The organism is Pseudomonas neustonica (genome assembly GCF_003797945.1).
Lineage (GTDB): Bacteria > Pseudomonadota > Gammaproteobacteria > Pseudomonadales > Pseudomonadaceae > Halopseudomonas > Halopseudomonas neustonica.
On the sequence record NZ_RKKU01000026.1, the window covers coordinates 21,650 to 34,272 of the forward strand.

A 12,623-nucleotide genomic window follows, 5' to 3' on the forward strand; every position below is an offset into this window, starting at 1 on the left:
TGACCAATACCACCATGGATAACCCGATGATCGACACCCTGTTGATTGCCAATCGCGGCGAAATCGCCTGCCGCATCATGCGTACCGCCCGCGAGCTGGGCCTGCGCACGGTGGCTGTGCATAGCGATACCGACCGCAACGCGCGGCATGTGCGTGAAGCCGATGCGGCGGTGAACCTGGGTGGCGCCAAGCCAGCCGACAGCTATCTGCGCATCGAAGCGCTGATTGCCGCCGCGCAGCACAGCGGCGCGCAGGCGGTGCATCCCGGTTACGGGTTCCTCTCGGAGAATGCCGACTTTGCCCGCGCCTGTGAGCAGGCCGGGTTGCTCTTCGTTGGCCCGCCCGCCAGCGCCATTGATGCCATGGGCAGCAAGTCGGCGGCCAAGGCGTTGATGCAGCATGCTGGCGTACCGCTGGTGCCGGGCTATCACGGCGACGATCAGCAGCTCGACACCTTCGCCCGCGCCGCCGAGGCTGCCGGCTATCCGGTGCTGCTCAAGGCCAGCGCCGGTGGCGGGGGTAAGGGCATGAAGGTGGTCGAGGCTCCCGCCGAGCTGGCCGATGCTTTGGCCTCGGCGCAGCGCGAAGCCAAAGCGTCCTTCGGTGATGCACGCATGCTGCTGGAAAAGTACGTGCTGCAGCCGCGTCACGTGGAGATTCAGGTGTTTGCCGACAGCCAGGGCAACGCGGTCTATCTGCACGAACGCGACTGCTCGATCCAGCGGCGGCACCAGAAGGTGGTGGAAGAAGCGCCCGCGCCCGGCTTGTCGGCCGAGCTGCGCCAGCGTATGGGAGAGGCAGCGGTCAAGGCGGCGCAGGCCATCGGTTATGTGGGGGCGGGTACGGTAGAGTTTCTGCTTGATGCGCGTGGCGACTTCTTCTTCATGGAGATGAACACCCGGCTACAGGTCGAGCATCCGGTCACCGAGGCGATCACCGGGCAGGATCTGGTCGCCTGGCAGCTGCGCGTTGCGGCCGGCCAGCCGCTGCCGCTGACCCAGGCGCAGATTCCGTTGCATGGCCACGCCATCGAGGTGCGGCTGTACGCCGAAGATCCCGAGCAAGACTTTCTGCCAGCCAGCGGCACGCTGACCCTGTATCGCGAACCGGCTGCCGGGCCAGGGCGTCGGGTGGATAGCGGCGTGAGCGAGGGCGACAGCGTCTCGCCCTTCTACGATCCCATGCTGGCCAAGCTGATAGCCTGGGGCGAGGACCGCGAAACCGCGCGTTTGCGCCTGCTGGCGATGCTGGACGAACAAATGATCGGCGGGCTGCGCAGCAACCTGCCCTTTCTCAAGCGAGTACTGGCGCACCCGGCCTTTGCCGCCGCCGAGCTGGATACCGGCTTTATCGCCCGCCATGCCGACACCTTGCTGCCGCCACCCGCCGAGTTGCCCGCCGCGTTTTGGGCGTTGGCCGCGCGGGCCTGGCTGCTGAGTGAAGCGTCTACCGCGCGCAGCGATGATCCGCATTCGCCTTGGGCGGCCAACAACGGCTTGCGTCTCGGTTTGTCGAGCGCCCAGACGCTGCATCTGCGTTGCGAGCAAGAGACCCGGCGCGCGCTGCCGGTGGACGATGCGCTGCTGCAGGGCGATCAGCTGCTGTGGCAAGGCCAGCGCTACCCGCTGCAGCGCCGTGGCGAACGGCTGTTTCTCGGTTGGGGCGGACAGTTGCGTGAGCTTACCCGCGTTGATCCGATCAGCGCCGCGCAGCAGGCGCAGGCGCCGCAGGGTGGCCTGACGGCACCGATGAACGGCAGTATCGTGCGAGTTGCTGTGCGTGTGGGTGAGCAGGTTGAGGCTGGCACCTTGCTGGTTGTGCTCGAGGCGATGAAAATGGAGCACAGTATTCGTGCCCCGTACGCGGGCGAAGTTATAGCGTTGGGCTGTGCCGAAGGTGATCTGGTTGAAGAAGGCCGGCTGCTGATTGAGTTGCAGGCGCTGCCAGAGCCCAAGCGAGAGGAGATTCTTGAATGACCATGCCACAACAGGTTCGCCTGGTTGAAGTGGGCCCGCGCGATGGCCTGCAGAACGAGCAACAGCCGATCAGTGTGGCCGACAAGGTGCGCCTGGTGGATGATCTGAGCGCTGCCGGATTGAGCTATATCGAGGTCGGCAGTTTTGTCTCGCCCAAGTGGGTGCCGCAGATGGCCGGTTCGGCCGAGGTATTTGCCGCCATTGCGCAGCGCCCCGGCGTGACCTACGCCGCGCTGGCGCCCAACCTCAAGGGCTTTGAGGCCGCGCTGGCCGCTGGGGTGAAAGAGGTCGCGGTCTTTGCCGCCGCCTCGGAGGCCTTCTCACAGAAAAACATCAACTGCTCGATTGCCGAGAGTCTGCAGCGCTTTGCGCCGCTGATGGCGTCAGCCAAGGAGCACGGCGTGCGGGTGCGCGGTTACATTTCCTGCGTGCTGGGCTGCCCCATTGATGGCGCAGTAGCGCCCGAGCAAGTCGCGGCCATCGCCCGTGAGCTGCTCGATAGCGGCTGCTACGAAGTCTCGCTGGGTGACACCATAGGTGTCGGCACCGCCGGTGAAACCCGGCGGCTGATCGAGGTGGTTGGCCGCGATATTGACCGGCAGCTGCTGGCCGGACACTTTCACGATACCTACGGTCAGGCGTTGGCCAACATCCACGCGAGCCTGCTGGAAGGCGTGGCAGTATTCGATAGCTCGGTCGCGGGTCTCGGCGGTTGTCCCTACGCCAAGGGCGCTACCGGCAATGTGGCGACCGAAGACGTGCTTTATCTGCTTAACGGTTTGGGTATCCAAACCGGCGTCGATATGGCGGCACTGGTGCAGGCCGGGCAGCATATCTGCAACGTGCTGGGCATCGAGAACGGCTCGCGGGTGGCGCGCGCGCTGCTGGCGCGGGAGCAGGCATGAGCACGCCGCTGTGGTCGCCGTCAGCTGAGCGGGTGTCGGCCACGCAGATGGATGCCTTCCGCTGTCTGGTCAATCAGCGCCACGGACTGGCATTGGCCGATTACGCGGCGCTGCACCAGTGGAGCATTGATGAGTCGGCGACGTTCTGGCCCTTGCTGGCCGAGTTCTTTGCGGTCGATTTCAGTCAGCCGCCGCAGCAGGTGCTGCGTAACCCGCAGGCCATGCCCGGTGCGGAGTGGTTTGTCGGCGCCGAGCTGAATTTCGCCGCGCATCTGCTGCGCCGACGTGACCAGCACACGGCCCTGGTGGCCATCAGCGAAGACGGGCAGCGCGAGCAATTGAGCTACGCCGAGCTGGCCGCGCGCGTAGCTGGCCTGCAACGGCATCTGCTGGCGCTGGGCGTGGCACCCGGTGATCGTATCGCCGCGCTGATGCCCAATACCTGGCAGACAGTGGTGGGCATGCTCGCCGCCGCCAGCCTTGGCGCTATCTGGTCCTCCTGCTCACCGGACTTTGGCACCCAGGGCGTGGTCGACCGTTTCGGCCAGATCAAACCACGGGTACTGATCGCCTGCAGTGGTTACCGCTACGCTGGCAAGACGCTGGATATGAGCAGTAAGTTGCGCGAGATACTGCCGCAGCTCGCAGGCTTGCAGCAGTTGATTCTGGTGCCCTACGGCGGCGTGCCCGCTGACACCACGGACTTTGAATCCGTGGTGCCTGCTGTGGCCTGGGGCCGCGCCTGTGCGCCCGGTGGTGAGCCGGTTTTCGCCGCCCTGCCCTTCAATCATCCGCTCTACATACTCTATTCCAGCGGTACCACCGGCGTGCCCAAATGTATTGTCCACGGTGCTGGCGGTACGCTGCTGCAGCACCTGAAGGAACATGGCCTGCATACCGATCTGCGCAGTGATGATGTGCTCTTTTACTTCACCACCTGCGGCTGGATGATGTGGAACTGGCTGGTCTCCGGTCTGGCGCTGGGCGCTACCCTGGTGCTTTACGATGGCTCACCGTTTCATCCCGCGCCTGAGCGCTTGATCGATCTGATCGACGCCGAGGGCATCAGCATTTTTGGCACCAGCGCCAAGTACCTGGCCGCACTGGAGAAGGCTGGGATCGAACCCCGGCGCACGCACCAACTGAGCCGCCTGAAAGCCGTATTGTCCACTGGCTCGCCGCTGGCGCACGAAGGTTTTGATTACGTGTATCGCTGCTTCAAGACCGATCTGTGCCTGTCGTCGATCTCGGGTGGTACCGACATTGTCTCCTGCTTTGCTCTGGGTAATCCGACCCTGCCGGTCTGGCGTGGCGAGTTGCAGAGCAAAGGGCTGGGCATGGCGGTTGAGGTGTGGGGTGACGAGGGGCAGCGGGTGAGTATGGGTAAGGGTGAGCTGGTCTGCACCCGCCCCTTTCCGTCCATGCCGCTGGGCTTCTGGCAGGACGAAGACGGCAGTCGTTTTCACGCGGCCTATTTCGAGCGCTTTGCTGGCGTCTGGGCGCACGGCGATTACGCGGAAGAAACCGCCCACGGCGGCCTGATTATTCACGGTCGCTCTGATGCGGTGCTCAATCCCGGCGGTGTGCGTATTGGCACGGCGGAAATCTATCGGCAGGTAGAACAGGTCGAGGTGGTGCTGGAGTCCTTGGCCATTGGGCAACAATGGCAGGATGACGTGCGCGTGGTGCTCTTTGTGCGCCTGCGCGATGGTGTATCGCTGGATGAGGCACTGGCCAGCGAGATACGTCAGGTGATCCGCAGCAATGCCACGCCGCGTCATGTGCCGGCAAAGATCATCGCGGTAGCGGATATTCCACGCACCCTGAGCGGCAAAATAGTCGAGCTGGCCGTGCGCAACGTGGTGCACGGCCAGCCGGTGAAGAACACCGACGCGCTGGCCAATCCCGAGGCGCTGGCGCTGTTTCGGGATTTACCGGCGCTGGCTGATTAGGCAGGCAAGGCGTCACCTACCAGTGGCTTACAGTGGTTTAGTCCCACTCGGGGGCAAAGTCGGGATTGGCAATCCGCTCACCGTCGTCCAGCTCGCGGATGAACTTCAGATCATCGGCGGTGAGCTGCACGCGGTCGGCCTCCAGATTGCTCTCCAGGTGCAGGCGCTTGGTGGAAGACGGAATCACCGCAATACCCTGCAACATCAGCCAGGCCATGACCACCTGCGGTGGCGTGGCGCCGTGTTCTTCGGCAATGCGGTCCAGGGTCTTGTCCTTCATTACCTTGCCGACCGCCAGAGGCATATAGGCGGTCAGGTGCAGACCCTGTTCGCGCGCGAACTCGACCATCTTGCGGTTTTGCAGGAAGGGATGAATCTCCACCTGGTTGGTGGCGATATTTTCTGGCCCGACCAATTCAAAGGCTTCGTTCAAATTATCGATAGTGAAGTTGGATACCCCGGTCAGACGCGTCATGCCCTGCTCGCGTGCCTTCATCAGTTCGCCCAGATACTCCTGCATGGGCACCTCGCCCTTGGGCGACGGCCAATGGATCAGGGTCAGGTCGACCTGATCGAGCTGCAGTTTGTCGAGGCTTTCACGCAGGCTGGGGATCAGCTTGTCCTGGGTGAAGTTATCGGTCCAGATCTTGGTGGTGACGAACAGTTCGTCGCGCGCTACGCCGCTGTCGGCGATGGCGCGGCCCACGTCCTGCTCATTGCCATAAATCTGTGCGGTGTCGATGTGCCGGTAACCCAGCTCCAGTGCGGTGCTCACAGCCTGGTAGGCGTCATCACCCTTGAGGCGGAAAGTACCCACGCCAATGGGTGGCATGCTGAGGTTGGAAGTCGTGCTCATAATGCGGCCCTCTCGATGGTATTGCTTGTATCTGCGGTGCGCTTGCGGTCCAGGCGCTGACTGAGCAAAGTCAGTGCAGCGGCGACCATTACGGTCAGCGCGCCAATGCAAGTGGTATGCAAGAGACCGGCGTTGGCCACAATAATTCCGCCAATTCATATCCAAGGGTAAATCATCACGTCGATGGAATTTATCAGTACGCAAACGAGTCACTGAATAGTGGACCAAAACTTTGCGCACCTCTGGCGGCTGATCTCAGCCAAGGATAGACGATGACTTTTTTTATATTTCTACTTGCCTGCGGCGCTGCAGCCACCACGGGTATCATCTTCAAACCGGGCCAATGGTACGAAAACCTCATCAAGCCTGGATTTACACCGCCCAATTGGCTTTTTCCCGTTGCCTGGACGCTTATTTATATCCTGCTGGCCTGGGTTGGTTACCGACTGGCGGCGATACCGGGTAGCCAAGTAGTACTGGCGTTGTGGGCTGCGCAAATTGCACTTAACGCGCTCTGGACGCCGGTGTTTTTCGGCGCACATCGTGTGTTTACCGCTATGGTCATCATTGCCCTGCTCTGGCTGGTCGTCGCGGTGATGGTATTGCTGGCGTTCAAGCTCGACTTTATTAGCGGCCTGCTCTTGCTGCCTTACCTGGCTTGGCTTTGTGTCGCGGCGGCGCTCAACTTCTTCATCTTGCGCAAGAATCGTTGGTGATGAATGTCGAACCAGCTTGCAAGGCACTATGAGCCGCTAGCCAGCGGTAGCCTGAGCAGGTAGAGGCATTTAATGGAAAGTGGGCCTGGTTGCCGCGCTTCATTTTACGCGGGTGATCGGGCGCTGTTATTGGATAACATCTGTATGCTGGCTGACCAGTTGCACAGATCAGCAGAGGTTGAATTTCAAGCCTTGCCGTCATCATACTCAAACGCGGTGCGCGCGCCGAGAATCTGCACTTGTGTGATGTCGGCTTGCCGCTCGTCTGTGACATCGGTTGCCGCTGTCCGATTAACGCCGTACACCACCGCCCCGCTGAGCCCGCCATTGCATCAGGAGAACCCCCATGCGTCTTGAACAACTGCTCGGTACCCAACTACCCATTATTCAGGCGCCCATGGCTGGCGTGCAGAACAGCGCTTTGACGCTAGCGGTCTGTGGTGCCGGTGGGCTCGGTTCGCTGCCCTGCGCGATGCTCGGTGCGGAGGCGTTGCAGCAGGAGTTGCGGCTGCTAAGCGAGCAGGCGCAGGGCCCGTGGAATCTTAATTTCTTTGCCCACAGCACGCGGCCGGAAGACGCGGTGCGCACGCAACGCTGGCGCACCGCACTCGCGCCCTATTACACCGAGTTGGGGCTGGACATCAACACGGTCCAGCCGGGCGCCGGGCGGCGACCCTTTGATCGCGAGACCCTTGAGCTAATCGCGCCCTTTCGCCCGCCGGTGGTGAGCTTTCACTTTGGCCTGCCGGACGCGGACGTGGTGGACCGGATCAAGGGCTGGGGCGGCAAGGTGCTGTCGACTGCCACCACGCTGGCGGAGGGCAAATGGTTACAGGCACAGGGCGCTGACGCGGTGATTGCGCAGGGACTGGAGGCGGGCGGTCATCGCGGGCACTTTCTGTCCACTGACCTGAGCTTGCAGATGGGTACTTTTGCGCTGTTGCCGCAAATGGTGGCGGCGTTGGATATTCCGGTGATCGCCGCTGGCGGGATTGCCGATGCCAGCGGCGTGGCGGCGGCCATGGCACTGGGCGCCGCTGGGGCGCAGGTCGGTACGGCTTATCTGCTTTGTCCTGAAGCGACCACTACGGACCTGCATCGCACCGCGCTGAAGAGCAAGCGGGCGCAGCACACGGCGCTGACCAACGTCTTTTCTGGCGGCGCAGCGCGCGGCATCGTTAACCGCATCATGCACGAGTTGGGTCCCATGAGTGAGCTGGCTCCGCCCTTTCCACTGGCTGGCAGTGCCAGTGCACCGCTGCGTAGTGCGGCAGAAAAGGCTGGCAGCAGCGATTTTTCACCGCTCTGGTCAGGCCAGAACAATAGCGGCTGCAAAGCCATACCGGCAGCTGATCTAACCCGTGAAATGGCGGCTAAAGTGCCGCCAATGGCGTCGATAAAGCAGTAACGTCAGGTTAGTCGTTACGCCCGGCCGGGTCGTATCCAGCGGGCGGCTTATCCAGGTGGGGACAGTTGTCGCATAGCGCTTTGTCGGGCAACAGGTAGCGAATGCAGCAATGCTTGCGCTGTCGATGCAGGGTGCTTTGCCCCGCCCGTGGTACGTAGCGAACCATGTCGTATAACGGGTTGCGGGTGCCGTCGGGCCGCTGGCGCTCGCTGAGCAATTGCCTGGCCTGGGCAACCGGCTCGGGAGCAAGCCCCAAGGTACCTATTTCACCCAGAATCCATTCGTAGTAGTGGCCTACGCTGCTCCAGAATACCTTGGGTGCGACTTTGTAGCGGGCTGCCAGCTCGCGGATCAACACATCCAGATGGCCAGCGAACAGCGTGTCGAAACGCGCAAAACCATCGCTCGGCGGAGACTGCCAAACGCTGCCCTGATGCGGCAATTGAAAGGCGCTAGGCAGGCCGTCGTCGCCGACAATCACGGCGATCTCATCGAAGCTTACCGGCAAGCGCCAGTTCATCAGCAGGCTGGCAGCCACCGTGGGAGCAACCAGCCGCATAAAGTGATACTTGCCCCAGAGCGATACCAGCCCGCGTTGGTCGGCGTTCGCATACTGCGGCGCAAAGCGCTGCAACAAGTCGCCCAACTGATCACCATTGAGGTACTCGGCCATGCTCAGCGCGGGGCGCGGATCATCGTCCAGCGCCAACCACGCGCCAAGCGGCGCCAAGGGACCTTTAAACAGCGGCTCGAGTGCAGGAATCATTAGCTAACTCGGGGTTATTGCGCGGAGGGGAGACGGGCCGACAGGGTCGGCCCGGTGCACTTACCAGCGATAGGTCAGACTGGCGACGACATTACGACGGTTGCCATACCAGCAGTAGTAGTCGCAGGTGGCGACGTACTCTTTGTCGGCCAGGTTGTTAGCATTCAGTTGCAGTGTGGTGTTCTGCCAATCGTAGCTGACAACGGCGTCGTACAACGTATAGGACGGGACTTTCAGCGACTCGGTGTTATCGCCATAGCTGGCACCGACGTAGCGTACACCGGAGCCAAAGCCGAGGCCGTCGAGCGGACCGCCCTGCACGTCATAGTGTGCCCAGAATGAAGCCATGCGATCTGAGACCTGCGAGGGTGTTTTGCCCTTTTCTGCAGTGGCAGTGCCGGTCTTGGTGGTTTCCGCATCCAGCAGCGTGTAAGAGCCCACCAGGCTCAACTCGCGGGTCAGGTTGGCGTTGGCTTCCAGTTCAAGGCCGCGTACGCGCACTTCGCCCACTTGCTCGCTAGCGCCGCCTGCCACCGCCTTGCGCACGTTCTCCTGAGTCAGCTGAAAGAGCGCAGCATTGAAGCTGGCATCCAGACCGGGTGGTTGATACTTCAAGCCCAGCTCGTACTGCTCACCGGATTCCGGTTTATAAGCCTCGCTGGTGACGGTATTGACGTCGGTCACCGGCTGGAAAAATTGCGAGTAGCTGGCGTAGGGCGTCAGGCCGTTATCGAACAGATAGGCAATGCCGCCGTTCCAGGTGATTTCGTCGTCTTTGGCTTCGTTGCCGCTACCGGTAGTGCGGTTATCAAACTCGAACTCGGCGCGGTCATGGCGCACGCCGGCCAGAAACACCCAGCGATCATCCAGCTTGAGTTGGTTCTGCGCATAGACACCGATCTGGTTGACCTTGGTGTGCTTGTCTTCAAGCGCAAAGGGGGTGGTAAAGTCCCGGTTAACCGGGTTGTAAATATTCACCGGAACGGTATCTCGTGGGTAGCCGTCAGGACTGCTGTCGTTGACTTTCAACTGTTGATAATCAGCGCCCAGTAACAGGGTGTTTTCCCAACGCCCAGACTGCCATTGGCCGGTCACGCGGTTGTCCACAGAGAGATTGTCAGCGTCGCCATTGGCGTAGCTAAGACCGCGCCCCAGTAGACCTGCAGACTCGTTAACCCAGCCGAGAAAGAACAACTGCCGCAGGTCCATATCGATATGGCCGTAGCGCAAGTTCTGCTGCAGGCTCCAGGTGTCGTTGATGCGGTGCTTGAACTCGTAGCCCAGAGTGTATTGCTCGCGCTCGAATCGCTCGTAGCTAGGATCGCCTATGGGGGTATCGGTATCGATCCTGCCATTGGGGTTGTAGGTCAGCGTTCCGCTGGCTGGTAGAAACTGCAGCATGGGCTCGCCGCTGTCTTTCTGGAAGCTGGTCAGCAGGGTCAGTGAGGTGTCTTCGCTGAAGTTCAGGGTCAGGGCCGGTGCGATGGCCATACGGTCATTGTCGACGTCGTCTACCTGCGTACCAGACTCACGGACCAGACCAGTTACCCGAAAGAGTACGTTGTCGTTGTCAGTCAGCGGGCCGCCCACATCAAAGTTGATCTGTTTACGGTTATAGCTGCCGTACTGCAGGCCGACTTCACCAAAGCTGGACTCAGTGGGCCGCTTGCTGACCAGGTTGATCACGCCGCCGGGTGGGCTTTGGCCGAACAGGACAGATGATGCGCCGCGCTGCACTTCCACGCGCTGAAGCAGGTAGGGGTCAACCTGCCAGCTGTAAAAGCCGCTGGAGTAAACGCGGGTGCTGTCCTGGAACAGGCCGAAGTTGGCCTGCTTGAAACCACGAATGATAAACCAGTCCTGCTTGTTGTCTTCGCCAAAGTAACCGGCCTGTACACCGGGAGTATATTTCAGTGCGTCACTGACACTCAGTACCTGACGGTCTTCCATCTGCTCTTGTGTTACTACCGAAATGGAGCGCGGAATTTCTGCCAGAGGAGTATCGGTCTTGCTGCCAATCAAGCTGTCTTTGGCCACATAGCCGGTATCTGGACCCAGTGGTTGGCTGCGCTGTCCGGTTACGGTCAGGGCGTCCAACTCGACCGGCGCCTCGTTTTCAGCGGCGTGCAGGCTGGTGGCTGTGCAGCCGATCGCCAGCCCGATAGCGAGTGGTAATGGCTTAAGTAGGCTGCTTAGCGCGATCTGTTGACGAGACATCTGAAACTCCCCAATTGGTAAAAAGGGAGCTAATGTAAACCATTATCATTCATAATACCAACAGGCTATCTCGGCTGGCTTGTTGCCGTTGCTCTTGGCTCAGCTCATGCAGCTGGCCGCGATCCATACGCAGAATGCGGTCGGCCTGATCAAAATAGTGATCATCGTGGGTAATGGCGACCACGGTAATACCGGCGGCTTTGATGGCCGGTAACAGTTCGCGGTAGAACAGCCGACGGAACAGCGGGTCCTGGTCTGCTGCCCACTCATCCAGCAGCAGGATGTCGCGCTCCTCAAGCAGTCCGAGCAGCAGCGCCAAGCGCTTGCGTTGGCCCTGTGACAGCTTTGTGTCCAATAGCTTGCCACCAGCCACCCTGACCTTCTGATCCAGGTGCAGTTGGCGCAGCCAGTGCTGCACTTTCTCCGGGTCGGCCTCTTCGGCGTCAGGGCCCAGCAGTCGGTTGAACAGGTGAAAGTCAGTGAATACGCTGGCGAACAGTTGGCGATAGGCAACCCAGTGCTCGGCATCAACCGCCTGGTCATCGAGCAGAATGCGGCCGCTCTCGGGACGGTAGAGCCCGGTCAGCAGGCGTGCCATGGTCGACTTGCCGCTGCCATTGCCGCCGATGACAAAGACCACCTCACCGCGCTGCAGCGTCAGGTTCAACGGGCCCACATCAAAGCCCTCGCCTTCCTCGGCGGGATAGCGATAGGTCAGCCCGTCCAGCGTCAAGGTCTGCCATTGCGGTTGCAGTTTTTTCAGTCGTGCAAAGTCCTGCTGGTGCGGCGCCAGCGCCAGCTCTTCCAGCTTTTGCAGTGATACCTGTGCGGTGATCAGGTGCGGCAGCGTGCCCACCGCAGAGACCATGGGCGTGCGCAGAAACAGCATGGTCAGCGCATAGGTGGCCGCCACGCTGGCGCTGGCCCAGCCCAGTCCACCCGCGAGGAAAAAGACCAAGCCAATCAGCCCCAGCACCATGATATTGGCCCAATTGCCGGACAAACCGTGGAAGGTATCGGCGCGGATAATTTCATCCCGGTAGGCGCGGGCGTTGTCGTCAAAATCCTCTTGGTAGAGCAGGTGGGCGCGATCCCGATTCAGCGCCAGCTCCTTGCGACCCTCAATGACATCCTGGTAGTTGCCGTACAGACGATCTTCGGCATTGCGCATGCGTTGGATATGCCGGTGCACGCGGCGTACCAGTAACCAGCCGATCACAAAGGTAACACCTAGCCACAGCAGGGTGGTGATGAACAGCGGCGCCGACAGCCAGGCCAGATAGCTGAAGGCAGCGATGGTTAGCGCCAGCCCGTAGAGCATTTCCGGCATGCCGACAAAGGCGATGGTGATGTTGCGGATGTCTGCCGACAGGCTGGCCAGAATCCGCGCGCCACCAATCTGCTCCAGCCGCTCGATATCGGTATCCAGTACCCGCTTTACCAGTGACCGTCGCAGTCGGTAGACGAAGCGATGGGCGAGATAGTGCAGGCAGAGTTGTGCCGCCGTGGCGCACACCAATAACAGCGCCAGTAGGCCGAGAAAACCCAGCAGCGCCTGCCCCAGGTCGTCATTACCGGCGATCAGCCGATTGTTGACGTAGGCGATGACGGCGACGCTGAGCAGTGCGCTGCTGATGCTCAGCAGCATAATGCCGAGTAAGGGCAGACGATTATCGCGAAAGAGTAGGCTGAGAAGCTTCATGGTATGGATCCGGGCAGAGAAATCTGGCGCCGATTAAACCATATCCATGCTGAGAATGAGATTCGTTTTGTAGATTGGTGGTGTTCTCGGTTACAACGCAGTGGCAGAGCTGCGCCCCGGGGACC

9 protein-coding genes are annotated in these 12,623 nt (G+C 61.1%); 5 read left to right on the forward strand and 4 right to left on the reverse strand.

Features of this window, described 5'->3' with window-relative positions; translation table 11 throughout:
• Positions 1-14: 14 nt before the first annotated feature.
• Genes EF096_RS16405 through EF096_RS16415 form a run of 3 tightly spaced genes read left to right on the forward strand, consistent with a single transcriptional unit; the run spans position 15 to position 4,833 of the window.
• Positions 15-1,976: an acetyl/propionyl/methylcrotonyl-CoA carboxylase subunit alpha gene (locus EF096_RS16405; protein WP_372237927.1), complete on the forward strand. Its 1,962-nt coding sequence runs from the start codon at positions 15-17 to the stop codon at positions 1,974-1,976.
• Positions 1,973-2,881 (forward strand): hydroxymethylglutaryl-CoA lyase, encoded by a 909-nt coding sequence (locus EF096_RS16410; protein WP_123890881.1) that lies wholly within the window; start codon positions 1,973-1,975, stop codon positions 2,879-2,881. Before EF096_RS16405 ends, EF096_RS16410 begins: the two co-directional genes overlap by 4 nt.
• On the forward strand, positions 2,878-4,833 hold the full coding sequence (locus EF096_RS16415; RefSeq protein ID WP_123890882.1) for an acetoacetate--CoA ligase: 1,956 nt from the start codon (positions 2,878-2,880) through the stop codon (positions 4,831-4,833). Before EF096_RS16410 ends, EF096_RS16415 begins: the two co-directional genes overlap by 4 nt.
• A 37-nt stretch (positions 4,834-4,870) precedes the next feature.
• On the opposite strand, the gene dkgB is transcribed toward EF096_RS16415, so the two are convergent.
• On the reverse strand, positions 4,871-5,689 hold the full coding sequence (dkgB, locus tag EF096_RS16420) for a 2,5-didehydrogluconate reductase DkgB (protein ID WP_123890883.1): 819 nt from the start codon (positions 5,687-5,689) through the stop codon (positions 4,871-4,873).
• 272 nt (positions 5,690-5,961) lie between these two features.
• Here dkgB and tspO point away from each other — a divergent pair, with 272 nt between their 5' ends.
• Entirely contained in the window at positions 5,962-6,405 is a 444-nt protein-coding gene (gene tspO / locus EF096_RS16425; protein WP_123890884.1) for a tryptophan-rich sensory protein TspO, read from the forward strand.
• Positions 6,406-6,751: 346 nt separating this feature from the next.
• Complete coding sequence (locus tag EF096_RS16430) at positions 6,752-7,813, forward strand: NAD(P)H-dependent flavin oxidoreductase (protein ID WP_123890885.1); 1,062 nt, start codon at positions 6,752-6,754, stop codon at positions 7,811-7,813.
• A gap of 7 nt (positions 7,814-7,820) precedes the next feature.
• Here EF096_RS16430 and fhuF read toward each other — a convergent pair whose 3' ends face one another.
• Genes fhuF through EF096_RS16445 form a run of 3 tightly spaced genes read right to left on the reverse strand, consistent with a single transcriptional unit; the run spans position 7,821 to position 12,498 of the window.
• Positions 7,821-8,579, reverse strand: coding sequence for a siderophore-iron reductase FhuF (gene fhuF, locus EF096_RS16435; RefSeq protein WP_123890886.1), 759 nt, complete (start codon positions 8,577-8,579; stop codon positions 7,821-7,823).
• A gap of 60 nt (positions 8,580-8,639) precedes the next feature.
• The gene (locus tag EF096_RS16440; protein WP_123890887.1) at positions 8,640-10,796 is read right to left on the reverse strand and encodes a TonB-dependent siderophore receptor; all 2,157 of its coding nucleotides are present in this window, start codon (positions 10,794-10,796) and stop codon (positions 8,640-8,642) included.
• Between the two features lie 49 nt (positions 10,797-10,845).
• Positions 10,846-12,498 carry a multidrug ABC transporter permease/ATP-binding protein gene (locus EF096_RS16445; protein WP_123890888.1) on the reverse strand — a complete coding sequence of 551 codons (1,653 nt, stop codon included), beginning with the start codon at positions 12,496-12,498 and terminating at the stop codon, positions 10,846-10,848.
• Between the last annotated feature and the right edge of the window lie 125 nt (positions 12,499-12,623).

Coding starts and splice junctions, on each gene's coding strand:
- EF096_RS16405 (WP_372237927.1), top strand. CDS start 15: ATGGATAACCCGATGATCGACACCCTGTTGATTGCCAATCGCGGCGAA.
- EF096_RS16410 (WP_123890881.1), top strand. CDS start 1,973: ATGACCATGCCACAACAGGTTCGCCTGGTTGAAGTGGGCCCGCGCGAT.
- EF096_RS16415 (WP_123890882.1), top strand. CDS start 2,878: ATGAGCACGCCGCTGTGGTCGCCGTCAGCTGAGCGGGTGTCGGCCACG.
- dkgB (WP_123890883.1), bottom strand. CDS start 5,689: ATGAGCACGACTTCCAACCTCAGCATGCCACCCATTGGCGTGGGTACT.
- tspO (WP_123890884.1), top strand. CDS start 5,962: ATGACTTTTTTTATATTTCTACTTGCCTGCGGCGCTGCAGCCACCACG.
- EF096_RS16430 (WP_123890885.1), top strand. CDS start 6,752: ATGCGTCTTGAACAACTGCTCGGTACCCAACTACCCATTATTCAGGCG.
- fhuF (WP_123890886.1), bottom strand. CDS start 8,579: ATGATTCCTGCACTCGAGCCGCTGTTTAAAGGTCCCTTGGCGCCGCTT.
- EF096_RS16440 (WP_123890887.1), bottom strand. CDS start 10,796: ATGTCTCGTCAACAGATCGCGCTAAGCAGCCTACTTAAGCCATTACCA.
- EF096_RS16445 (WP_123890888.1), bottom strand. CDS start 12,498: ATGAAGCTTCTCAGCCTACTCTTTCGCGATAATCGTCTGCCCTTACTC.